29 protein-coding genes are annotated in these 23,003 nt (G+C 47.5%); 9 read left to right on the forward strand and 20 right to left on the reverse strand.

Translation table 11 applies throughout. The annotated features are described in order from the left end of the window. Positions 1 to 108: 108 nt before the first annotated feature. The gene (locus NC994_RS19410; RefSeq protein ID WP_190434740.1) at positions 109 to 630 is read right to left on the reverse strand and encodes a hypothetical protein; all 522 of its coding nucleotides are present in this window, start codon (positions 628 to 630) and stop codon (positions 109 to 111) included. Positions 631 to 1,342: 712 nt separating this feature from the next. Then, on the reverse strand, positions 1,343 to 1,819 hold the full coding sequence (locus NC994_RS19415; protein WP_190430150.1) for a universal stress protein: 477 nt from the start codon (positions 1,817 to 1,819) through the stop codon (positions 1,343 to 1,345). Between the two features lie 640 nt (positions 1,820 to 2,459). Between NC994_RS19415 and NC994_RS19420 the strand changes: the two genes are divergently transcribed. Then, positions 2,460 to 2,684: a hypothetical protein gene (locus tag NC994_RS19420; protein ID WP_190414545.1), complete on the forward strand. Its 225-nt coding sequence runs from the start codon at positions 2,460 to 2,462 to the stop codon at positions 2,682 to 2,684. A 97-nt stretch (positions 2,685 to 2,781) separates the two neighbouring features. Here NC994_RS19420 and NC994_RS19425 read toward each other — a convergent pair whose 3' ends face one another. Next, entirely contained in the window at positions 2,782 to 3,228 is a 447-nt protein-coding gene (locus NC994_RS19425) for a hypothetical protein (RefSeq protein ID WP_190434744.1), read from the reverse strand. After that, positions 3,225 to 3,398: a hypothetical protein gene (locus NC994_RS19430; protein WP_190414547.1), complete on the reverse strand. Its 174-nt coding sequence runs from the start codon at positions 3,396 to 3,398 to the stop codon at positions 3,225 to 3,227. Before NC994_RS19430 ends, NC994_RS19425 begins: the two co-directional genes overlap by 4 nt. A gap of 227 nt (positions 3,399 to 3,625) precedes the next feature. On the opposite strand from NC994_RS19430, the gene NC994_RS19435 reads away from it, so the two are divergent. Further along, positions 3,626 to 4,120: a peptidoglycan-binding protein gene (locus NC994_RS19435; RefSeq protein ID WP_190434747.1), complete on the forward strand. Its 495-nt coding sequence runs from the start codon at positions 3,626 to 3,628 to the stop codon at positions 4,118 to 4,120. A 275-nt stretch (positions 4,121 to 4,395) separates the two neighbouring features. Next, positions 4,396 to 4,767, forward strand: coding sequence for a hypothetical protein (locus NC994_RS19440; protein WP_190434750.1), 372 nt, complete (start codon positions 4,396 to 4,398; stop codon positions 4,765 to 4,767). Here the strand turns inward: NC994_RS19440 and NC994_RS19445 are convergent. From NC994_RS19445 to NC994_RS19465, 5 genes are all read right to left on the reverse strand, one after another. Beyond that, positions 4,728 to 5,075 carry an antibiotic biosynthesis monooxygenase gene (locus NC994_RS19445; protein ID WP_190430564.1) on the reverse strand — a complete coding sequence of 116 codons (348 nt, stop codon included), beginning with the start codon at positions 5,073 to 5,075 and terminating at the stop codon, positions 4,728 to 4,730. The genes NC994_RS19440 and NC994_RS19445 overlap by 40 nt on opposite strands. 141 nt (positions 5,076 to 5,216) lie before the next feature. Beyond that, the gene (locus NC994_RS19450; RefSeq protein ID WP_190434754.1) at positions 5,217 to 5,957 is read right to left on the reverse strand and encodes a DUF2993 domain-containing protein; all 741 of its coding nucleotides are present in this window, start codon (positions 5,955 to 5,957) and stop codon (positions 5,217 to 5,219) included. 53 nt (positions 5,958 to 6,010) lie between these two features. Next, complete coding sequence (locus NC994_RS19455; protein ID WP_277878744.1) at positions 6,011 to 6,133, reverse strand: hypothetical protein; 123 nt, start codon at positions 6,131 to 6,133, stop codon at positions 6,011 to 6,013. A gap of 312 nt (positions 6,134 to 6,445) precedes the next feature. Further along, entirely contained in the window at positions 6,446 to 6,607 is a 162-nt protein-coding gene (locus NC994_RS19460; RefSeq protein WP_190434759.1) for a hypothetical protein, read from the reverse strand. Positions 6,608 to 6,681: 74 nt separating this feature from the next. Then, positions 6,682 to 6,948 carry a hypothetical protein gene (locus tag NC994_RS19465; protein WP_190414553.1) on the reverse strand — a complete coding sequence of 89 codons (267 nt, stop codon included), beginning with the start codon at positions 6,946 to 6,948 and terminating at the stop codon, positions 6,682 to 6,684. Between the two features lie 276 nt (positions 6,949 to 7,224). Between NC994_RS19465 and NC994_RS19470 the strand changes: the two genes are divergently transcribed. From NC994_RS19470 to NC994_RS19480, 3 genes are all read left to right on the forward strand, one after another. Next, positions 7,225 to 7,866, forward strand: a complete 642-nt coding sequence (locus NC994_RS19470) for a hypothetical protein (RefSeq protein WP_190414554.1) — start codon at positions 7,225 to 7,227, stop codon at positions 7,864 to 7,866. 138 nt (positions 7,867 to 8,004) lie between these two features. Further along, on the forward strand, positions 8,005 to 8,856 hold the full coding sequence (locus NC994_RS19475; RefSeq protein WP_190434761.1) for a pentapeptide repeat-containing protein: 852 nt from the start codon (positions 8,005 to 8,007) through the stop codon (positions 8,854 to 8,856). 99 nt (positions 8,857 to 8,955) lie between these two features. Beyond that, on the forward strand, positions 8,956 to 9,639 hold the full coding sequence (locus NC994_RS19480; RefSeq protein ID WP_190434766.1) for an SDR family oxidoreductase: 684 nt from the start codon (positions 8,956 to 8,958) through the stop codon (positions 9,637 to 9,639). Positions 9,640 to 9,870: 231 nt separating this feature from the next. On the opposite strand, the gene NC994_RS19485 is transcribed toward NC994_RS19480, so the two are convergent. Both NC994_RS19485 and trxA read right to left on the reverse strand, forming a co-directional pair. Next, a complete protein-coding gene (locus NC994_RS19485; RefSeq protein ID WP_190434768.1) occupies positions 9,871 to 10,977 on the reverse strand; it encodes an alkene reductase in 1,107 nt (368 codons plus the stop codon). Positions 10,978 to 11,102: 125 nt separating this feature from the next. Then, a complete protein-coding gene (trxA, locus tag NC994_RS19490; protein ID WP_190414557.1) occupies positions 11,103 to 11,474 on the reverse strand; it encodes a thioredoxin in 372 nt (123 codons plus the stop codon). 397 nt (positions 11,475 to 11,871) lie between these two features. Between trxA and NC994_RS19495 the strand changes: the two genes are divergently transcribed. Next, complete coding sequence (locus NC994_RS19495) at positions 11,872 to 12,234, forward strand: metalloregulator ArsR/SmtB family transcription factor (protein WP_190434771.1); 363 nt, start codon at positions 11,872 to 11,874, stop codon at positions 12,232 to 12,234. Between the two features lie 49 nt (positions 12,235 to 12,283). Here NC994_RS19495 and NC994_RS19500 read toward each other — a convergent pair whose 3' ends face one another. The 6 genes from NC994_RS19500 to rppA all read right to left on the reverse strand — a co-directional run bounded on the left by NC994_RS19500 (position 12,284) and on the right by rppA (position 18,952). Further along, positions 12,284 to 12,829 carry a pentapeptide repeat-containing protein gene (locus tag NC994_RS19500; protein ID WP_190414559.1) on the reverse strand — a complete coding sequence of 182 codons (546 nt, stop codon included), beginning with the start codon at positions 12,827 to 12,829 and terminating at the stop codon, positions 12,284 to 12,286. Positions 12,830 to 13,429: 600 nt separating this feature from the next. Then, positions 13,430 to 14,116: a class I SAM-dependent methyltransferase gene (locus tag NC994_RS19505; protein ID WP_190434773.1), complete on the reverse strand. Its 687-nt coding sequence runs from the start codon at positions 14,114 to 14,116 to the stop codon at positions 13,430 to 13,432. Between the two features lie 34 nt (positions 14,117 to 14,150). Then, positions 14,151 to 15,515: an amino acid permease gene (locus NC994_RS19510; RefSeq protein ID WP_190434777.1), complete on the reverse strand. Its 1,365-nt coding sequence runs from the start codon at positions 15,513 to 15,515 to the stop codon at positions 14,151 to 14,153. Between the two features lie 70 nt (positions 15,516 to 15,585). Then, on the reverse strand, positions 15,586 to 16,164 hold the full coding sequence (locus tag NC994_RS19515; protein WP_347275833.1) for a hypothetical protein: 579 nt from the start codon (positions 16,162 to 16,164) through the stop codon (positions 15,586 to 15,588). 705 nt (positions 16,165 to 16,869) lie between these two features. After that, entirely contained in the window at positions 16,870 to 18,129 is a 1,260-nt protein-coding gene (locus tag NC994_RS19520) for an ATP-binding protein (protein ID WP_190430572.1), read from the reverse strand. Between the two features lie 139 nt (positions 18,130 to 18,268). Continuing rightward, positions 18,269 to 18,952, reverse strand: coding sequence for a two-component system response regulator RppA (gene rppA, locus NC994_RS19525; protein ID WP_190434779.1), 684 nt, complete (start codon positions 18,950 to 18,952; stop codon positions 18,269 to 18,271). Between the two features lie 243 nt (positions 18,953 to 19,195). Here rppA and NC994_RS19530 point away from each other — a divergent pair, with 243 nt between their 5' ends. Next, positions 19,196 to 19,594, forward strand: a complete 399-nt coding sequence (locus NC994_RS19530; RefSeq protein ID WP_190434782.1) for a hypothetical protein — start codon at positions 19,196 to 19,198, stop codon at positions 19,592 to 19,594. A 78-nt stretch (positions 19,595 to 19,672) separates the two neighbouring features. Here NC994_RS19530 and NC994_RS19535 read toward each other — a convergent pair whose 3' ends face one another. Further along, complete coding sequence (locus tag NC994_RS19535) at positions 19,673 to 20,026, reverse strand: phage holin family protein (RefSeq protein WP_190434785.1); 354 nt, start codon at positions 20,024 to 20,026, stop codon at positions 19,673 to 19,675. 345 nt (positions 20,027 to 20,371) lie between these two features. On the opposite strand from NC994_RS19535, the gene NC994_RS19540 reads away from it, so the two are divergent. After that, positions 20,372 to 20,551: a hypothetical protein gene (locus NC994_RS19540; RefSeq protein WP_190434789.1), complete on the forward strand. Its 180-nt coding sequence runs from the start codon at positions 20,372 to 20,374 to the stop codon at positions 20,549 to 20,551. Positions 20,552 to 20,652: 101 nt separating this feature from the next. Here NC994_RS19540 and NC994_RS19545 read toward each other — a convergent pair whose 3' ends face one another. Together NC994_RS19545 and NC994_RS19550 are read right to left on the reverse strand one after the other, a co-directional pair. Then, positions 20,653 to 22,299 carry an ATP-binding protein gene (locus tag NC994_RS19545; protein ID WP_190434791.1) on the reverse strand — a complete coding sequence of 549 codons (1,647 nt, stop codon included), beginning with the start codon at positions 22,297 to 22,299 and terminating at the stop codon, positions 20,653 to 20,655. Beyond that, positions 22,296 to 22,856, reverse strand: coding sequence for a methanogen output domain 1-containing protein (locus NC994_RS19550; RefSeq protein ID WP_190430577.1), 561 nt, complete (start codon positions 22,854 to 22,856; stop codon positions 22,296 to 22,298). Before NC994_RS19550 ends, NC994_RS19545 begins: the two co-directional genes overlap by 4 nt. Between the last annotated feature and the right edge of the window lie 147 nt (positions 22,857 to 23,003).

The following is a 23,003-nucleotide window of genomic DNA, read 5'->3' on the forward strand; positions in this document are numbered from 1 at the left end:
GATCACTTTCTGACGAAAGTCGTAACTGTAAGGTTTAGGCACGGCAGAGCAAACGGTAACAAGTCACAATTACACCTTCATTCTACGTCCTAACCATCTTGGCGGTTGCTATAACAGCTCAACGGTGAAAAAACCTTGAGGGATGGCAATCAGCGCTGCAATTATCACCGAAATTGGCAGGTGCAAGAATACGCGCGGGTCGAGCGTTCCCGGAGCATAATGCAGGGGAAGTAGAAATACGGGAATGCACAACAGCCAACCGATTCCCGCCAGAAGCATTCCCCACCACGGCAGATTAATCGCTAGTTGTCTCGCTTTAATCAGATGCTCGGCTCTCAAGGGTTGGTGGTGCAGAATCTGCTGTAAAGGGTGCTGTAGCGACAGCACAATCTGCACCCACAGGAACAGCGCGACTGGGTAGACGACAACGTTGTAAACCAACAGAGTATTGACAAAGACTCTATTCTGCGCGGGAGTCAGCAGCGATTGAATCTGGGTCAGGTTGTACCAGATATTAAATGCACTGCCAATCAACTCGGCAGCGAGTGGCGCACAGGCAATCATCCCTAGACGATAAAGAATGAGCCAGTTTAATTGACTCCTATCAACCAATCCATAACGGGATGCCATGTCCGCCTCCTTGATGGGGAAAGCCAATCGTTGTTGGCATGGTTTTACAGCGATCACTTCCCGGCTTCTGGTTTTACCGATTCCTACGGCAGTGTGTCTTACTCATCATTGTGCGAAAAAGATAAGTATTTCAGTGATTTCTTACCACTATGCTTTACAAATTGAGCTGTTTCCGGGGCATTTTCAGATGAACTGACAAACTCAGCCAATTTTTTAGTCGGGGAGGAATTATTACCCAATGCCTCGCCTCTATGAGATGCCAAGATGAGCCAGATGCATTGCCATGTCCCAATGGCAATGCCGTGTCCCTACGCTCATTGGGATGAATCGCAATTTCACAAAAAAGCCTTCTATAAAGAAGGCAGAATCTCACTGATGAGTAAGCAGTTCTTGAGTGGTAGATAGATTTATGTATAGCGATTGTTCAAGGTGGGTTTCCAGTCGCTTTTTTGAGCGAACCTTATTTGAGGTAGCTCAAATGAGTGACATTCACTTACGCGATCGCTTAGTAAAAAAAATGCCCTCTCATCTCTTCCGCTGAAAGGGCATCGTCTAACTGATGGGTGTGAGAAGGGTTTTCACCATGCTTCTTAAAAACAAGCATAAGTCGGCAATGTGACAGGGGTATGACAAGTAAATAGCAATGCTGCGATCGCTGTTGCTCGTCTTGCCCTCGTTCCTCTAAAACAACCAAACCGTGTTATTTACAAACTCAACGATGGACAACCAGAACCGAGCAGGGGGCATGATGGAGGACGTAATTGCTGACGCTACCGAGAACTAACTCACCAATTGCAGAACGACCCCGACGCCCCATTACGATGAGATCGGCACCCCAAGTTTGGGCTAAGTCACAGATGTTTTCACCCCGACTGCCAAGGCTTTGGGTGAATTCGGTACTAATTCCTGCCTTCGTTGCTTCATCTGCACGCGATCGCAGTAGCGCCAAGTATTGACTTTCAAATGCATCCCACTGCTGTCGATAGTCGCTTGGGACATCATCGCGTCGCCAAGGATAGTAATCCAGACCCGGCATTCCTGGAATCCCCGGACTGCCCTCTTCATTCGCAGATAGGACGTGCAATAGCATCAGACTGGCATGGAACGCTTTCGCTAAGGATACGGCTTCATCAAAGACTTGCTTGCCGATTTCAGAGCTATCCATTGCCACGAGAATTTTGTAAAACATACACCAGTCCCAACCTGTTTTTGTTGCCAGAATGCAGCACTTCTTGACCAGCGAAGCCTGGATGTTTAGCTCTCCTTGCGGTTCGGGCTATGACTACCAGTTCCTCCATTATCAGAGGTGCAGATGATACTCTTCGACCAAATTAGTCGAGACTGGGCAGGAATGCCAAAGAGCAACTGGTCTAGCGCTTTGCTTGTTTGGTAGCCGAGGACTAGCTTTCCCAACCCGGGTATCGTTGCCAATCCCAGTCGCGATCGCTATCCATAAAAAAATGCCCTCTCATTCCTTCTGCTGAGAGGACATCGTTCTTTAACTGATGGATATGTCAGAAGCAATTACCCTATGCCTACATAAAGTTTACTCATGCAAATGTGACATCAGGGTGACAACTACATAGCAATGCTGCGATCGCCAATTACCTACCGTGAAGATTGTTTAATTTGATACCGTTTTTCCCCGGAAAAGCTTGTGAAATCAGCGTCCCGCAACGATCCTCTACCTTTCCTTTAGTTGATCCCAGCCCCACTGGTAGGGTTAAACACACTTTACTAGAATTAGCAACACTAGCAGTAGTGGAGTGAAGGGGCTACACTCAAACTAGCATTGCTCGTGGCAGCACTCTTCGCGCCGAGGTCTGAAAATGGTGAACACTAGCGCGGTCGCTCTCAAACCCTGCATCTCACCCAAACTGGTTGAGCAGTTTCCGGTTGGGTGTCGAGTCAGGCGCTTGGACTTTTGTACGGAAGGGGTAGTGGTGAAATACGAGGCGGGCGATCGCATAGGCTACACAACGGATGATGGGTGGTATGACTTTCCTCATCATTCCCAGCTCCAACGGATTGATGCGGATGAGGTGGATTGGTAAATAGCACAGACTTGTCAGGGGTAGGCGAACGCCTCGCTTTGAAGACACGCGATCGCGTCTACCCAAAAGAGTCGCTCATAGCGTTTTTGCCGCCACTTTAATGGCTGAGAAATTGCTGGATGTAGCTAGCCAAACTTTGTTGTAATTGCCAGTCAGTGCTAGGAATCGGAGTTAAATAAAATCGCTGTCCTGATAAAAGCGTCAGAGTAAGCCGGTAAAAGCGAATTCCTCCTAAGTTAGATTCTTCTACTTGAACGTCCGTAATCTTGTCAATTGAATAACCCGTTACTTGAGTTCCCAGCCAACCTTTTTGTTTGAGAATTACTCGATTGAGATGTTTATCAAACCGGCAAGTCTTCACCGGACTTCCAAACATCATCAAGTTAGCGCAAAAAATGCAGAACAATCCAAAAAAATCAATCGGCCAATTGGAAGAGATAAAAACGAGAAGCCCTAAAACAGCGGTAAAACTACTCAGTATCCAAATGCCAACTGGGCGTTCTCGCAGGGTGAGTAATGTAAAAGTTTGCTGAATTACCTTCATCGGTTTAGCTGTGGATGCGATCGCACCTCAAGAGCAGATTTGCTCTTGCTACTGTCATAGGTCACGCCTGACAAGAATAACCAAAACTGCTGCCACGAATCATAAAAAGCAAAAATCCCACTTCCCAACTCGACGCAAGTCGATGTCTTGACGCGCCATAAACCCATCATAAGACTGCCAACTTAAGTTGGGACAAACCTTCTCGACCAAGCTGTCTCTGGTTCCTGGGAGCGAATCAAGGAGCCACTCAGTAGTTTTTACCACCTCCTGCTAATGGGTGACCAACAAGCGGGATATTGAAATATCCAGTTGCATGAACTGAGCGTGCGAGGTGGAAGGGAGAACGCTTTGGTTAGTTTGGAATAGTCAAACACAGGAATTCCAAGAGACTTAAGCCATGCTTGCTAAAGAATCAACTCAAATATCAGTCAAACCAGCTCAACTCAATAAGCCCGTACTGCAAATAGGGAACTCTGGAGCCGCAGTAAAAGAATTACAACAACTATTAACTAAAAGGTTTGCTTATAACGGAGCTATCAACGGAAACTTTAATGAAGAAGTCGAATTTGCCGTTCTTGTTTTTCAAAATTGGATGTTTCTCAAAGAAGATGGCGTCGTGGGTCAAATGACCTGGCAAGCTCTCTACAGCGGCGCTCCCGTAAATATGCCAGTGCTGAAACGAGGCGCTAAAGGTGAGATAGTCATCACGCTTCAGAGTGTACTGTCTTTATCTGGTGATTTTGATGAAGAAGTGAATGGAATCTTCGGACCCCACACTGAAGCTGCTGTGAGATCCTTTCAACTGCGTAGTGGTCTATTAGCAGACGGAATTGTGGGCGAAAAAACCTGGTACGGGTTGAGTAAGGTGCGTCAACAAATCGGGGGGTGTTGAGCCGGTTGCGTGGATACACTTTTCAATACTTGCACGTTTCAAGCGATCGCTAGCCGTAGATTTTGACCTGGCGACGCCACCCGCTGAATTCTCCCAAACCGCTCTCCTGCTTGCGAATGTGATGCACCTCACACTCACCATCCGAGGTGCATCACGAGGGGTTCCAAAGTTCTGTCACCTAAATCTTTTTAAACAATCACTTTTGCTTGCGGGTTGAATCACGATTCGCCATAGTATTTTCACCGATATTTAGGGCATTAAGTTCCCGTGCCCTAATGATGATCCCACCGAGTCAACCCCAACCCTCAGTAACATCCAACATCCTTGATACTGACGTTAAAGAAGTTCCCAGCCAATATAAAGGCTGGTCAATTAGCACAAAAGTGATTGATGGAAAGCTATGGTTGCGTTGGCAACATCCCCAAGAATCCTTCCCCCGGTTTGGGTGTCCTGTAAACGAAGCTAGCCTTGCTTCAACCATTGGTCATGTGCGATTCCTCATCGATCTCGCCATCAAGTTGGAGTCAGGAGTGCCCGCGAGAAAGCCTTTGACATCAAATGACTCAAATTTCTCCGACCGGATAGAGCGATCGCTTTTTCGGGTTGATTATATGGATGGAGATTCACCACTTGCATTTGTAGGCTGAATTTCACTGACGATTTCATAGAAAGCAGTGGTCGGCGCTTCCTCAAACAAAGGATTCATCTGATTTAAGATGGCTTGGTATGCCTCGCTTTGATTGGCTTGCATATCTTCGATACTCTCCCAAAGAATAATAGCGATTCCTCGGTCAGTCCCCGGTTCTTGCAGTAAGTACGACCCCTTAAAGCCGTGCGTGTACGTTGAGACAGCTTTTTCATAGAGTTGCTCAGCCTCATCAAATTTGCCAGGTTTGAATTCTCCAATCGCAACATAGGCAAATTTGTGCTTTAAAAAATCTTGAAACTCTGTCATGGTTTCCTCCTAGAAGCTGGGGTTATCGCGGTTTTGTCGGGGCTAAGCCTACGGTACGCTAATGGGTTGAAGGGAGAACCGCTTGATTGATGCGATCTGCTGAAAGCAGCAGCGCTTCGCTATCGCGCCCTTCATCCTCGATCATTGATCGGGAATTTGCTTGATGTAGGCTTCGGTATAAAGGGTTAAACTACCCTCTTGTACATCCATCTCCTTAATGCGGATTGCCATCCCCTGGAGGTCAAAATAGGGCAAGTTTGCCAGTTCTCCTAACTTCTCCATCAAGGCGATCGTGAGTTCCAGTGAAATGCCTTGTCCAGGATTACAGCTAAACCCCTCCAACAAGATTGGCGTTGAAGAAGTACGCGGACGCACTACGGCGGCGAAACCGACTTGTCGAGCCTTATCCACGTCATGCAGTAGCATTTTTCCACTGAATTCCATCTTGCCCTCACCCGGCAGATGCATTTCCAGTTCTTGCGGTTCCAAGGTCACGATTTGACCATCCGCATTCAACTCCATGCTTTGAAACTTGCTGCGGATGTAGTCTGAGTTTAAAGCGCGGTTGATATCTTGTTCGGTGAGGACAACACGGGCAGTCGCGTCTAGCGGATGGTTCAGCTTAATCTGCCCGAAAATCGCGTCAAAGAGATTGATCGCAATATTATCGGCGTGCAATTCCATTTCCTGCACGCGAATATCTTTCTGAATCGCCAGACCCCGACCTTCAACCGAAACTGAATTAGCCTTTCCTTGAGCCATCTTCAGCAAATCGGTTCGGACATCTACATTGATGTTCTCTACGCTATCCATCTGGCTAGATAACCCCATTTCGACAGCCTGGGAGAGGGCCTGCTCCTCTAGGCGTGGCTCGTCTGTCATAGTGCTTAATCTCAAGAAGTGTGCTGATACTGGTTACTCTAGACGCTCATCACTCAGCAGCGTATCTGCATCTCGGAATAAACAAAATGTAATAAATCATCTAGTCCAATATTTTTTGGCTCTGACAAACCTAACCCCCAACCCGTTCCCATGCAGGGAACGGGAGCCAGAGCCATTTTCACAGTTCCTCTGGGGATTGGAGAGGGTTTGGGAAGAGGTAAAACGCTCCATCCATTCCCGATCTCAAAGTATTGCCTACCTGCTTATCAGTCTAAATGTGTCGTTTCTGGAGACAAGATAAGCCATGAATCTGGGCTGTAGTTCGTTGTTGAAGGATTTTGACAGATATGAAAAAGCGCCTGGGAGTCTTGCCGTGTTTCGACCCCAGACGCTTTTTCTTCTAAACTTGCTCCTCACACAACTAAAGAATATCGCTTGTTCAATCGAGCCAATACTCTAATACGTGACACTTGATCAACTGACACGCGCTAGATAAAAATCTTTACATTATGGTTGATGAGCGCCCAGACGGAGGAAAATCGCTCGGCGGCTACAATATTAAGCTGGTCTCTGGGAGCTGGTCTCTGGGCGATCGCTCTTTTGTAACGTGACACACCCAACACATTCCAGGTTTCCGAAGCGTCGGTCATCTTTACAATCCCCGATCGGGATTCATCTAGAACAACCGACGCCATCCCTGAGTATCAGACCCGATTTAGGAATTTTAGGTGTATTCAATTTGAAGGAAAACCGCGAGAACTCCGAGAATTGCCACCCCAACAATGGTTTCCCGTTGCTCATCCCAAAGACGGCGCAAGCCATAAAAAACATAGGTAAAGGCTGCACGGCGTTCTCGTCCGAGTTCAGCCATCAGCAATTGAACTTTAGCATCTACCTCTTCAATCGAGACTTCGCCCTTTTCATAGGCAGCTTCTAACTGATCTAATTTGCGCCAATATTCTTTGGTTGCTTCAAACAGGTTAGGCATCATAACTTAAAGGTGTATTCTTTTATTGTTAACTTATGTGAATTAAGCTAACGCGCCTGTCTGGGTGGTTGTGTCTATAAAGGGGTAGAACCCGATTGTCTATAAATAGGTAGAACCCTGGTTGCGTGAGTCTTCAAATCCCTAAATGGGAGAGTCCTTCGGCGGGAAGCGATCGCTTCTCTTATCGGCTGACCAGATGCAGCTTCTGGCGATCTGAGATCGCGGTAAACTCAGATGTTGCACCCGATTCCTTTTTTCTAACTTCCGGAGTTAATTACCTTGGGCATAGAACTACGCAGTTACGTATTTCTAGACAGCTTGCAGCCTCAGCACGCAGCTTACATGGGGACGGTAGCACTAGGGTTCTTGCCATTGCCAGGAGATACGTCGCTGTGGATTGAAATCTCACCGGGCATTGAAATTAACCGGATTACTGATGTCGCCCTCAAAGCTGCCTCTGTACGTCCAGGGGTGCAGGTGGTCGAACGACTATACGGGCTACTAGAAGTGCATTCCAGCCGCCAAGGGGAGACGCGGGCGGCGGGTAAAGCCATTTTGGAGGCGCTGGGAGTGCATCGAAATGAATGTCTCAAGCCGCACGTCGTTTCTAGCCAGATTATCCGCAACATTGATGCTCACCAAACGCAGCTAATCAATCGCACGCGGCGAGGACAGCTACTTCTGGCAGGGCAAACGCTTTATGTATTAGAAGTTCAACCTGCTGCTTATGCAGCACTGGCGGCGAATGCGGCGGAGAAAGCGGCGGCAATTAACATCTTGGAAGTGCAAGCTGTGGGAAGCTTCGGACGCCTCTATTTGGGCGGAGCAGAACAGGATATTCTGGCGGGTTCTGCGGCGGCGTTGGTGGCGCTAGAAGGCGTGCCTGGTCGTGAAAATCCTGCTAGTTGGCGTCAAGAATAGCGAAAGGATGGGGATGACGAGGGAGAGAAGGGGAATGCGATCGCTCTTTACAAATGGGCGATCGCTTGCTTTCAAAGAAAGCCACTTCAGATTAAAGTCAATGCGTTAGCACTGGTGGGTTAAGCAAAGGAAATCCAAATGGCAAATCTAGAGCATCTTGCACTACTTCAGAACGGTGCAGTGAAATGGATTGAGTGGAGAAGAAAAAACCGACAAATAGAACCTGATTTGAGCGAAGCCAACCTCAGAGGGGTCAACCTCAGAGGCGCAATCCTCACAGGCGCTAACCTGAGAAGGGCGGATCTGGGCAATAGTTTACTCATCGCCGCTAACCTCAGCCATGCTACCCTCAGCGATGCAAATCTCCACTCCGCTTCCCTAATGGAGGCAAACCTGAGTGAAGCGAACCTCAGCATTGCGAACCTCAGCAAAGCCAACCTCAGCGATGCCGATCTGGGCGATGCGAACCTGATCGGGGCTGACCTCAGAGGAGCTAACCTAAGAAGAGCGAATCTAACTAACGCGAACCTGATCGGCACCGATCTCAGAAGCGCTAATCTTCACAAAGCCGATCTCGGTGCAGCAAAGCTGGCTAGAACGAACCTCAGCGAAGCTAACTTGATGGCAGCGAACCTAATAGCCGTCGATCTCAGTAATGCTAATCTTTACGACGCTGAACTACTAGGAGCTTACCTTTACAAAGCTGACCTACACAAAGCAAACTTAATCGAGGCTCACTTCAACGGTGCTTATCTCTTTAGGTCTAACCTGAGCGAAGCGAACCTGACACAGGCTGATTTCAGGTGGACTAACCTCAGCAAATCGAACCTCTCCGGCGCTAATTTGAACAAAGCGAACTTGAGGGGTGCTAATCTCACCGGCGCTAACCTCACTGCGGCGAATCTTACCGGCGCTAACCTCACCAGCGTTAACCTGACGCGGACGATACTCCAAAAAGCAATCATGCCTGATGGCACAATTCACCCTTAGCTGGCAATTAAATTTTGGGTTGTAGAAATGCGATTCATGGCTTCTTCCCGCCAGACCCTTCAAAAATCCCAAATCTAAAATCCTAAATTAGTCTAACTCATGAAAAAACTGATTGTAATTATAGGGGTAAGTCGGGGTCTCGGTCTTGCCATGACTGAAAAATTTATTGAGCAAGGTCATACAGTTTGTGGGTGCGCCCGTTCCACAGAAGCAACACAGAAGCTTGAGCGAAAAATTGGAACGCCCCATCATTTTTCCAGCGTAGATGTTGCGGACGAACATCAAGTGAAAGCCTGGGCTGAGCAACTTTTAAATAAATACTCATCCCCTGATTTATTAATTAATAATGCCGCATTAATCAATCAACCCGCCCCGCTTTGGAAAGTTGATAGCACGGAATTTTCTCGACTCATTGATGTCAATATTAAAGGAGTCGTGAATGTAATCCGCTCCTTTGTTCCAGCTATGATTAAAAAGAACAATGGCATCATTGTCAACTTGAGTTCAACTTGGGGTCGCTCCACCTCGCCTGAATTTGCACCTTACTGTGCTTCCAAGTGGGCAATTGAAGGATTAACTCAGTCGTTGGCTCAAGAATTACCTTCGGGAATGGCGGCGATTCCCCTCAACCCAGGCATTATTCATACCGATATGTTAGAGACTTGTTTTGGAGAAGAAGCGGCTGCTTACACAGCAGTAAAAGATTGGGTTAAAAAAGCGGTTCCGTTTTTATTGCAAATAACACCAAAAGACAATGGTGTGTCGCTGACAGTTCCTTCATAACCTTTCTATGCGGTTAATCTATGAACGAGAATTAAAGACAGAAATAAGGAACCTCACCCCCAACCCCTCTCCGTGAACGGAGAGGGGCTTTGAGCATGGCTCTCATTTCTTCATAGTTCTTGTTAGGTCTGGGAGCGCTTTGATGAGCAAAACAAGTCACTTGTGTGTAGACCGTAGCTCTTTAAAGGAAAGAGGGTGGGGAGGAGGTTCTCTGTGAGGAAACAAATCAACTCAAGCCGTCTGTAATTCAAGGCTTGGATAGTCGATATATCCCTTCTCATCGCCACCATAAAAGGTGGAGCGATCAGGCTTATTTAGGGAAGCATTGAGTGCAAAACGTTCTGGCAAATCTGGATTGGCAATATACAGTCTGCCATAAGCCACCAAATCTGCATTACCAGAAGCCAAAACAGCATTCCCTAAGTCGCGGTCATATCCTCCTGCGGCGATTAAAGTCCCTTTGAAGATAGGACGGAAGTATTCGGTAAACAAGCCTCCTGTAGAGTTATCGAGGCTAGTATTGCCATCGGTTCTTGGCTCAACGATGTGGAGATAAGCGAGGTTGAAACGGTTGAGTGAATCAGCTACATAACTGAACAAAGCAGATGGATTGGAGTCAGACATACTGTTGAAAGTGCCGCTTGGGGAGAGGCGAATTCCTACCCGTTGTCCACCCCAAACACTGACGACCGCTTCAGTCACTTCCATCAAAAGTCGGGCACGGTTCTCAATTGAACCGCCATATTGGTCGGTTCGTTTGTTCGTCCCATCCTCAAGAAACTGGTCAAGGAGATAACCGTTGGCACTATGAATTTCCACCCCGTCAAATCCAGCAGCTAAGGCATTTTCTGCCCCTTTGCGGTATTGTTCGACGATTCCTGGAATTTCTTCAGTTTCTAGGGCACGAGGTGTGACGAAGGGTTTTGGCCCTTCATTCGTCATTGCTTCACCTTCGGGTGCGATCGCGCTGGGCGCTACTGGCAGTTCTCCTCCTGGTTGCAGTAATGGGTGAGAAATCCGCCCAACGTGCCACAACTGTAAGAAAATCCGCCCCCCACGAGCATGAACTGCATCTGTCACCAGTTGCCATCCTGCCACCTGTTCTGCTGAGTGAATGCCTGGGGTATTCGCATATCCCTGTCCTTGAGGCGATACTTGAGTGGCTTCTGCGATAATTAACCCCGCCGATGCCCGTTGTGCATAATAAGTCGCATTCATCGCTCTAGGAACATTTCCCGCTCCCGCACGCATCCGGGTTAAGGGAGCCATCACGATTCGATTGGGAAGTTCTAAAGAACCCAGCTGAACAGTTGAGAAAAGATTGATATTCTCGCTCATTGACTTAATCTCCATTGGAATGACATTACAGTTTTGATTGCACAACGCAGACATCAGGAACTCTAGCTAGCTAGTGTATGAGCAGTGCGGATAAGAGTTACCCGCACCGCCAACAAACTAGATAGTTAGTTAATCGCTACTGGCTTTGTGGTTAAGTTGTTCTGTGGAAGTAAAGCTTGAAGCTTGTCAGACAGCACTTCCAAAGGAGCTACGCCAGTGGTTCGATCCACCACCACACCATCTTTGAAGAACAGCAGCGTTGGCACGGCTTGGATGTTGTATTGTGTAGCGATGTGTCCATAGGCGTCAATATTCAGCTTGCCAACCTTAGCAATTCCTTCAAAATTGGCAGCTAATTCTGCAACTAATGGGTTGAGCATCCGGCAAGGACCACACCAAGCCGCCCAGAAATCTACCACAACTGGAACTGAACTTGCGAGGACTTCGGTTTCAAAGTTGTCTTCGGTCAAGGTGACATATTTCGCGTTGTCTGACATGGTTTCCAGCCTCCTTCAGGCTGTAGATCAAGGTGAGGAGAGTATCAGCAGCTGTTGCAGAAAGCGCATTGCATCATTTCATGCGATCGCATCCACTCAACTCGCTGCTAAAAGTTACCAATCTGGTTTCAATCCCCTAAAGGGTTTAGTAGTTAAACAACCATTTGACTAAATACTAGAACAATCTTTCCCCAATAGTCAAGTGGTTGTTTAACTATTTCAATACTGAGCGCCAAGACGTAAAATAGAAGTAAGACGGTGAGTTTTCGCCAACGGCATACATCCACGTCAGACACGCCTATACCGTCGTTCAACCTTCTTTTAGCGTTGACATCAGGAGTAATGCAGAGTCTTGTTGGGGCTTTCTCGTGGCTTCTTTTAGTAACCCCTACTTCCCATGATCGATAACAACCATAGCGTTCAACTGCCCTCTGCGTCTCAAGCTGCCGTTCAAGACATAGAACTTCGGGCTAAAATCTTTGCAGCTCTCTCCGATCCAACACGTTTGAGGATTGTGGAGATGTTAGCTTCTTGCGAGGAAATGAGTGGCAGCGAAATAGCCAATTATTTAGGGATTAGTTTAGCTCTCTTCTGTCACCACTCCAAGACACTGGCGGAAGCGGGGTTAATCCAGATCCGAAAAGAAGGTCAAACCAAGTACAACTCGCTGAAACGGGAGTTACTGTTTGATTGCTTCGCCAGTTTTACACCTAAACAGCTAGAAACAACCACAGTTGAAAATAATTTTAGATCCAACTAACCACTGTATGTTGATGATTTTGCAAGGAATATAGGTTTTCCTTGCGTACTTAAGCGTAGTCGTGAACTTTTCCGTCAGGCATTCTGGCTTCAGTTAAGACAGCTTCACTGAGGTTGGTTTCAATTAAACTTGCTTGCGTTAAATTTGCCCTGAGTAAAATAGCTTTACTTAGGTTTGTTCCTAGTAAAATTGCCCCAGTAAGGATGGCACCCATTAGCTTGGCTTTAGATAAGTTGGCGTATCTCAGGTTTGTTTGGTTCAGGTTTGCCTCACCTAACACGGCTTCTTCCAAATTTGCCCCTTTCAAATTTGCTCTGGTTAGATTTGCTCCCCGAAGATTTACCTTACTTAAATTCGCTGCCCCCAAGTTAGCTTCAGTGAGGTCTGCTTGACGTAAGTTTGCCCCTGTTAAGTCTGCTTCGCTGAAATTGACTCCGCGCAAATCTGACCCTCTCAAGTTCGCCAAACATAGATTCGCTTTGCTAAAATTTGCTTCATTTAAGCAGACAAAAGCTAATTTTGCCTTATATAAATCTGCTTTTCTAAAGTTCCTTTTTCCGGCTGTATATAGCTGTACAATGTTTTTGAAATTCATCGTGAATACCTCCTATTTTCTTATAACCAAGACTCGCCAAAGGCGGGATAATGCGTCAACCCACCGTCAAAAAACCGAGTTTGGCTTGTGATGTAAGTAGCTTCGTCAGATGCCAAAAATGCCACCGATGCTGCCATTTATTCCGGCGGACTTGCCCGAAACCTTGGGATATAAACTTTCTACCTCAGCCTTTGCTTCTAAGTCATGTAGATGCGCGTAACTGTGGCACCCAGCCCCATAGCATTGACCCCAATACCTTTAGTATTTCGGCGCGATCGCATAAAATTTTCTATGCCGCCTTTCTAACAGTAAAACCAACCTATTCTGGCTTAAGGATAATTTCGTGAACGCTGGAAATGGTGAGAATAACAGCACTCCTATTCTGTTTTAGAAAGTGTTTAATCGCTTAGGGGCGCTTATCGGTGCGCCCCTAAATAAGCGCCCCTAAGATTAATTTTTTGGAATTCGCCAACAGCATCTTAAAAGGGAGGCTAACTTCTCCCTTTTAAGATGCTGTTAGGGGAGCTGTTGCAGATTATTGGTGAAATAGTATCAGCAAGATTAGTTCGGCTGGATGGAACTTGCAACAGGATATCCCGGTTATTTCAAATTATCCGGGACAGTTTCAGGCACAACCCAGGAGTAAATAGTATGCTGGCGACCGGGGCTACTTTCTACCTGCACTACTTTCTCAGGTTTCCATTCACCCATGTCGTAGTTGTGCGAAACAATGCGAGTGCCTGGTTTAAGTTCCTTGAGTAGCTTCGGTCGCAGCCGCAAGTTCACCTCAGGAAGCAAGTAAAGTGTCACCACCGTGGCATCGCTGAGGTCAGTGGCAAATAGGTCTTGTTGTAAAAACCGCACGCGATCGCTTACACCGGCTTTTTGGGCATTTTCTCGACTTTCCTGAACCAGCTGCGGATTAATATCTACACCAGTGCCGCGAGTGCCGAATTGTTTTGCAGCGGTAATCACGATTCGTCCATCGCCACTACCGAGGTCGTAGAGTACATCGTTCCCTTTTACCTGCCCCTGTTTGAGCATTTCGGCGACGACGACTTCGGGGGTTGGTACAAAGGGCACATCCGCTGGCTGTTGTTGGGTTTGAACGTCGGTTGCGGGTGCTTCGACTTGAACACTCGGTGCGGTCGGTGCGGTGGGCGCTTGGGCTTGAAGATCGGGTTGAGTTTGTGCCTCAAACTGGCGTTGTTGGGTGCAGCCTGCGAACAAGAAGCTACCCGCACTCAAACTAGCAACCAGCAACAGCTTAATTTGTTGTAATTGCATTGCATCTTCTCCTTTTGAGTTGTTAACGTTTTGTTCAAATTTGCCGACGACGAGATAACAGCAATAGCGGTGCGCCAGCGATCGCGACAGCCACTCCGACAAGCGCCCCAACCCCTGTATAGGCAACGCTGGAGTAGAGTAAATAAGCACAGATTGCACAAAAAAGTAGGGGCGTTAGAGGATAGAGAGGGACGCGGAAGGGTCGCACTACTTGCGGTTCTCGAACTCGTAACACTAACAGCGAGATACCCGATAGCAGGAAGAAGAACCAGAACACCGGCGCAGTGTAGTCCACCATCGTTTTAAAGCCTTCGCGGGTGAGAGTTCCCAGAAACACGAGGGCTAACGCGATCGCACCCTGCACTAGCAAGGCATTGGCTGGCGTACTGGCGCGATGGTGCCAGCGTCCGAGGAAGCTGAACAAGGAAAAATCTTGTCCGAGGGCGTAATTGGTACGTGCGCCGGTGAAAATCGTGGCGTTGATCGCACCCAAGGTAGAAATGGCAATCAGGAAGCTGATAAACCAAGCACCGGGTTCGCCAACTGCACGACGCATCAAATCCGCTGCTACGGCTTCTGAGGCTGCCATATTCGCCAATCCTAAACCGTGGATGTACGCGAAGTTTATCGCTAAGTAAATTGCCGTGATGATGCCGATACTCACTAGCAGCGATCGCACCATGTTTCGGTTGACGTTGCGTAACTCGGCTGAGATATAAGCCGCTTCATTCCAGCCGCCATAGGACAACAGCACGAAAAGCATTGCCATCCCAAAGTTTGTTTGGGATGTTGCTGGTGCAGCAGGCACCTCCGGGAGACTGGGAACGGCAAAGGCTAAACCCCCAATTACCACCAACAGCAAGCCACCCACTTTGGCGACTGTTAGCCAATTCTGCGCCCACTTTCCTTGCTGAACGCCGATGATATTTAAACCTGTCAACAGGGCGATCGCAATCCCAGCGTAAAGTGAGGATGAATAATTCCCAAGGCGCAGTAATTGCGAGGCATAGTCTCCGAATACGAACGCCAACAGGGCAATCGAACCTGTTTGAATCACCGTCATTCGCGCCCAAGCAAAAAAGAAGGCGGTGTTTTTGCCGAAAGCACGCATCAAGTAATAGTAATTCCCCCCAGCGTGGGGATATGCTGTTGCCAATTCTGCGTAGCACAATGCGCCGACTAAGGACATCCCGCCACCCAGAATCCACAGGGAAAGTGCAACCGCTTCACTCCCAGAAGCAGCAGCGACTAGGGACGGTGTCTCGAAAATTCCGGCACCAATCACGATGCCAACAATTAGGGCGATCGCGTCTATGAAAGCCAGCGCTGGCTTGGGTGCTGCTGTTTTGCTTACCGCGAAGACTTGATTTGGGAGACTGTCGTTTACCCGTCTGCTCATTCTGGCACCTTCACCGTTGCGATCGTAATTTCTTTGAGTTGCGATGTGAAAAGATTAAAGCAAAGTCGGTTTAAAGTCCTGAGAAAGTGTAACCAACTCCGATTAATAATCCCACCTCTGTTTCATCAACAAAACCGACATTCACGCCAGCGGTTGCGGTGAATTGGGATGATAATGGAACATCGACCCCGCCCGTAATCAGTGCGCCAATAGTGCTATCGTCACCCGTTGAAATCGCCACTCCGCCTCCAATATAAGGGGCTACACGGTATCTGATTTGTTCCACTCCTTGAGAGGGGAAATCGTAAGTAAGTGGAACCAGAAAAACTGTATTATCGCCAAATAAAGCAGCGGGTCGCACAGATAAATTTCTGGTGAGTCCAATTTTGCTAATGACTGCAAAGGCACCTTCACTTAAAGTCGTATCGCCACCTAATCCAATGTTGCCTGCAACCCCGATATAACTTGGGCCAGAGCGAGTGGCTCTACCAGGTATTACATCCACTTGAGCGATTTCCGGCGCTGTGGTTTCAGTCGTCGCTGCTTCTGGGAGTTGAGGTGTTGAAGGTTCAACAGTCAAAGCCGACGCAGACGTTTTCACCCTTTTGTCTACAATCTGCTCTGGGTTTACCGCATCGGAGGTTGCGATCGCTGTTTTCTCAGGAATTTCCTGCTTTGTCTCGCTAGAAAGGTTAGATGGAGATTGATTCGCCCCGGCTGATGCAGTGGCAGTTGGCAATTTTATTTCTGAAAAATCTTGCTCTTGAATTGTTGATTCTGTCAGTACCTTTACAACAGAATCAGGTGAACCTGAATTCGCTACATTCACTTGTTCTTGTACAAAGAAAGTTGTAACTTGGTCAGATTGAATTGGAGTCTTATTTGATTCAAAATTATGATTAGGTACTCTGGCAAACGCATCTGTCTTAGGGGTGAAGTCGTCAGTTTCAGCTTGAGCTGATAAACCACTACAAACAACAGCCAGAGCGGCAAGGCAGAGTAGAGAAGAAGTACCTCTGAACAACATCGGATTTACACTAACTCCATGAAAAAAAGTGTTGAAAACAAACTAAAGAAAAATGATTTAGGAGTGATAACCTTCTGCTCCTGCTATCTTCAGTGTTGGCAACAAATGTGACTAGAAAGTGACAGTGGGAGCATCCCGTATTTGCAAATCCCCCACAGACTGGAAGTCTGGGGCTACACAAACAAAGCCTGCCTCCGCAGGCTGAATTGATTCCGCGCAGGCGGACTTGGTTGAATAGAAGCGAAGCAACTTATGTCCCCTCTTCTTCTTGAAGGGGGGTAAGGGGGGTTGGCGTAGCCGCGATTTCCAATCGCCAGGTTATTTTTGCTACTGGAGTGGCAGCTCAATTTGAAAAGTTGATCCTTGACCGACTACACTGGTGACTTCGATCCCACCTCCATGAGCTTTGACGATTTGCTCAGCGATCGCTAATCCCAAACCAAAACCCCCTGTAGTGCGAGAGCGATCGCGATTCACCCGATAAAACCGTTCAAAAATATGGGGCAAATCAGTCGCCGCAATCCCCATCCCAGTGTCTGAAACTTGAATAATAGCCAGATGCGATCGCGTAAACAATCGCAGTTGAACTTCACCGCCCTCCAGGGTATATTTGCAAGCATTACTCAGCAGGTTCATCACCGCCAGACGGAGCAACTCTGGATCGGCCTTCACCTCCAAGCTCTCAGTCGGCAGATTACTAACAAAATTTAGATTTTTGGTGGCTGCTTGCGTTGCATAATTCTCTGCTAGCTCCTGTAGCAAAAGAGTTAGATTAATCTTTCTCAAAGATTCAGGAGATAATGACCCATCATTCCGAGCCAAAAACAGCAGATTACTCACCAGCGAATTCATTGACTTAGCAACATTCACAATCTTGTCTAGCCGAAGCCGTTGCTGTGAATGATCGTCAGACAGCAACCCGACTTGTGCATTGCTAAGAATCGCCGCCAATGGTGTCCGCAATTCATGGGAAGCATCTGCGGTGAAGCGATGCAGTTGCTCGTAAGCATGACGAATCGGTTGCATCGCTAGCCCCCCCAAAAACCACCCAGTCAGGCTAATTACCCCCAAGGTGACTGGCACCAAGAGCGTCAGAACCAGCCGCAATTCAGACAAAGCCTCTTGAGTGGATGTCAGGGAAGTCGCAACCTGGAGATAACCAATTAATACACTCTTCTCGTAGACAGGCAGCGTTACCTGACGCAGCCAACGTGCAGAGCCATTGGCAGTTTTGATGGTTTGAAATCCATCTGTCACCGTCAGCTTCTCTGGGGGAAGCGTACCAAAAAATTGCACCAATTGCCCTTTGGCATCGTACCAACGCCCATACGCCAGCCCACTATCCAACGGCTGTGGGTTATTTCCCAAAAGTGGCACATTGTCCAGCTCTACCTGCCACTGACCATTGCGACGCTCATAATTCACGCTCGCTGCCATTACCTTGGTTTGTTGGTAGAGTAATCGATCCAATGCTAAGAGCGCGTCTGCAACTTCTACGTAGTAGACGACTCCTGCAAAAATCACCAAAATACTTCCCATTGATAGGGTGAACCAGCGAGCCAGATTGCGACGGCTACGACCAAACATGGAAAAAAGCAAAGTTAAAAAGCGCCCCAAATTCGGGTGTATCTTTGCTTCCCCGAATCTTGGAGCAAGACAGGCAAAAAGCAAAAGAAAGATTTATTCTGTCATTTTGATTCATTTCTCTTTTGAATTTCTTCTCTTTTTACTTTTGACTTCCCGAAGGATTGAGGCGATATCCCATGCCATAGACTGTTTCAATCCAATCTGCCGCACCGACTAACTGCAAACGCTGCCGCAGCCTCCGGACAAGGGTAGTTACGGCATTGCTCTCTGGTTCTGCACCCCACTCCCACAAGGCTTGTTCAATTTGATCGCGGGTTAAGACCTGATGAGGGTGGCGCAGGAAGTATTCTAATAGCTGAAACTCGCGGGCGGACAATTGGATAGTTGTCTGTTCCCGTTCAACAGTCAAGCTATTCAAGTGTAGTTGTAAATCTTCTATGCGGAGGATATCTCCCTGCCATAGAGGCGATCGCCTTCCCAATGCCCGCACCCGTGCCAAAAGTTCGATAATATCAGTCGGTTTAACCAGATAATCATCAGCACCGGCATCCAAACTCGTAACTTTATCCACAGTCGTGTCTTTGGCAGTCAGCATCAACACCGGCGAGGTTTTCCCTGCTTGTCGATACTGGCGACAAAGGCTCAACCCGCTGACTGTCGGCAACATCCAGTCTAAAATTAACAAGTCATAGTCTTTTTGAGAGATCAGCCATTGGGCAGTTTCCCCATCCTCAATGCCATCGACAATATGTCCGGCTTGCAACAAAGCTGCGTTTAGTGGCTCTAATTGTTCGGGGTCGTCTTCTACCAGTAAAATTCTCATAAGACGCTTTAGTGAAACCTCTTTTCCGGAGAATCGTCGATCGCGCTGCTCATAGTAGAGAAGCCTAAAGCGATCGCACGTCTTCCACCAGTCAGTTTTTTATCGAGTACCGAAGAAAATCAAGAGTCAAAAGTGAATCTTCTCTTTTTTTATCTTTTAAATTTTGACTTTTGATGTCGAATTTGATTGTTTTTTTCCCTTAAACTCAATTAGCTGTGAAGCTAAAATTCCTTACCTCTCCCTATGTCCTCTCCCCGTTGGTTACAAAGATTACATTTTTTAGGGCTAGAATTTTGGCTACCTCTACCCCTGCTAGGAATTATTTTTTGGGTTGGGGGTGGACTGGTAACAGACCAAGCATTAAGTCGCTCCTACGATACGGTTGATAAGCTTCAAGCTGATACACAGTTGGAAGTGCAACTTTCAGTCACCTTGCTAGTCATCAAAGCAGAAATTGACAAAGAGCAGGGATTTACCAAAGTACAGGTCAAAACGACAGATTCGACACTCAAAAAGTTAGAATTTGAGTTTCCAGTAACAGAATTCAGTCAGGTGGAAGCTGCGATCGCGCAAGAATTAGGACTGTCTGCTGAAAATGTTAGGACGCTAGTGCGTTACCAATTGAAAAACCGATCCTTCTAGACAGTTACTCTCACTCAATCCGAACTGTCTGAACCCTCTACTTCCGGTTTTCTTTCCCCGCTCAGAACAAACCTGCGCTTACAATCTGAGCGATGCTAGCAGATGGAAAAGTAAAGAATTAACAATACTCAGTGCTAATGAGCCAAGCAAAGCACTCCAAAAACCCCACCGTAACCGAAATCCTGTCACTAACCAAGCGGCTAAACCGAAAATAACTGCATTTAAGACAAACAGGAATAAACCAAATGACAAAAGAATGAATGGAAAGGTGAAGAACCCTAAGATGGGTTTTAACAGAGCATTCAAAATTCCAAAAACTGCTGCGGAAATTGCGGCTTTTCCAAAAGTGTCGATTTCTACGCCAATCGGCAGCCGGGAAATAATTAAAAAACTGATAGTAGTGACTAACCAGGTGATGAGGATTCCAACCATAACCAAAACTCCTTATCATCAATCGTTTTGTTACAGGGTCGGGTAAGTTTCCATCTTCAGGGTCATCAATAAATGTGACCAGAAAGTGACAGTAACCTTGGAATTCAGAATTAGCTGAATAACCAGCCTTGGAAACAAGCAAATCTCGCCGGGAAAAACCGAATTAATTGGGTTCTCCATTCCGGGAGTCCCGAACCCAATCCAAACCGTCGCGAAGAAAAACTCCTCCTTATCTTCCCCCGCTTGCGCTTGAAGTGAGAGAGTTTTAAGTAAATTTTTGTAATTGAGACGATTTGAATTTTTTGCCGGAGAAGATTCGTTTGGCGGTGGGAATTCAGGGGAGCGGTGGGTGAGCAGGGAGCTTGCGATCGCATCCTCAACTCCGGTAAACCTGGAAATCTCGCTTGTGGAGCCGCTTTTTTCTACGGAACATCCACAGTTTTTCCGCCGTTTACATTGCTGTTGCGATCTCAATTTAAAGTTTTCTGCGAGCGCACATCTCAACCCAAGTGGTTGAAAGCATGACACAAATTACCGCTCCAGCTTGCGATCGCGGTCATCTCCTGCGAATTTACCTGTCAAACTGATTGATGCTGAGTCATTGCGAGGAACGGTTCGGTAATATTCTAGATACCGCTGATTCGTCCAGTTAAATTGGCAATTACTGCAATTAATTCAGCAGGTTGAACGGGTTTGGCAATATGGGATTGAAAGCCTGCTAAAAGCGCAGCCGTGCGGTCTTGAGTTCTAGCATAGGCGGTCAGGGCGATCGCGGAAATTCTGCCTTTATTGTTTGACTCCAAAGCTCTGACGCGACGCAACAAAGCATAACCGTCTTCATCTGGCATCCCAATATCACTGATTAATATATCCATCGGTGGTGAAGATTGGGTCAGTGCTGAGATTGCTTCGTCTGCTGAAGCGGCGGCGATGACTTCTGCCCCACAAACTTCCAGCGTGTAGGCGAGCAAATCCCGCATATCCGGGTCATCATCCACGATCAGTATCTTCAATCCCTCTAGTTGAGAGGAGCAGTCAAATGGGACACTGTCTCCCACGGTTGGATGCACCCGTTCTGGTTCAATCGCTGTTGGCCCAACGGCAAGCAGGGGTAGTTTGACGGTAAATGTTGCACCTTGTCCTTCTCCAGGGCTTTGAGCATGCACCGTTCCGCCATGCAGTTCTACCAATTGGCGAACGATCGCTAAACCCAGCCCCAATCCGCCAAAGGAACGAGTGATGGAACCATCTGCCTGACGAAAGCGCTCAAAGACGTAGGGGAGGAATTCTGCACTGATGCCTTGACCCGTATCTGCCACCACAATCTCAATATGAGAATTAATCCGTTGCAGACCAATCTGAACCCGCCCCTGTTTCGGTGTGAACTTGATCGCATTGCTGAGCAAATTCCAGACAATCTGTTGTAATCGCTCGGAGTCTCCTAAAACAGGGCCTGCTGCTGGATCGAGCACCGACTGCAAGCGAATGTTCTTGGCATCAGCGGCAGGACGCACCGTATCGATTGCTGCCTGAATCGCGGGCAATAGGTCAACTGTTTGCACATTGAGGCGAATCTTGCCTGTAATGATGCGGGAAATATCCAGGAGATCGTCAACCAACTGTGCCTGGGATCTGGCATTGCGCTCTATCGTTTCCAGCGCCCGATGCATCTTGGCTGCGTCTACCTTGCTAGTTCTCAGGATATTAGACCAGCCAAGGATGGCATTGAGAGGGGTTCGCAGTTCGTGGGATACGGTAGATAGAAATTCATCCTTCAATCGATTCAGCTTCTCAGCTTCTACTCGTGCTTTCTGTTCCTGCACCAGAAGTTTAGCTCGCTCTTCTTCCGCTCGTTGACGCTGCCGAATCTCTTTGGCTAATTCATCGATCTTCTTGTTCAGCAGGGTGAATCGGCTACTGGCAGATTCCTTGTTTTTCAAGCGTAAGAGAATAAGTGCCGGGGATTCAGGCGATCGCGGTCGGATGACCGCTCCTTCACAGCGACACAAGCAAGTCTCTCCATTGTTGGCATTGAAGGTTAATGAGCCAATCACCATTTCTCGACTGCTGGAACAAGCACGCAGATACTGTTTAACCTTATCAGCAGGATCGACGACCATCTCAAAGAGCATTTTCTCTTGCAGGAGCTGACGGGGTAGCCCCAGCATCTTGGAAAATGGCGGATTGGCAGCCAGAAGCTGACCATTTCCGGCAATTAGGAGCATGGGTTCGGGTAAAGGTCTAGCGAATTCGAGAAACTGTTCGGGCGTCACCCCTCGTTATCTCCCTCACTCTCTCCTTTGAAGTATTCTCTGCCGTGACTTTCTTCTGCCTCTGGGGTGGGTTTCAAATAAACAACCACACGGCATCCAGGCGCACCCATTGCGATCGTCTCTTGCAGTTCTACTTTGGCGTACCCCAGATTGTCCGCTGCAATGGAGCCAAAAACATTGGAGGTCATCATACACATAGCGGGGCGATCGATGACTTTTTCGGCAAACGGGCACGCCCGGTTCCCTAAGACAATCTTTTCATCCGTTTGTTCAATAATATAAAAGTCACCTTGGATTCGCTTCTTCAAATCTACCAAAACATCAGCAACTTGCTCTCGCGTTAGATGGGATACCTCTAGAGCCGCTTTATAGTCCCGGTCGATTTGCCTCCCCATGTTTTGACCCACGACACTAATAAACCCGGAGGCTTCCTCTAAGCCCACGACATCCTGTAATGTACCTGCCAACTCTCGAATTAAGGTACGTAAAAATATATCCCGCTCTAAAGGAATTTCGAGTCCCTTCATGGATGTTTCAGACTTAAGAGAACTATTCATAGCAATATCTCGTGAATGGGGATCGGCAGCCCTTACTCAAGGCTATAATGCCACCCGGCGAAGTGGCACTTTAATACATCTAAAGATAGATGTCTATACTGATACTACATGGTCAGACGAGCGCTCTGTGGCGAGAGGGCGATCGCT

The sequence above is a fragment of the Trichocoleus sp. AS-A1 genome, assembly GCF_039962015.1.
Classification (GTDB): Bacteria; Cyanobacteriota; Cyanobacteriia; order Cyanobacteriales; family FACHB-T130; genus FACHB-T130.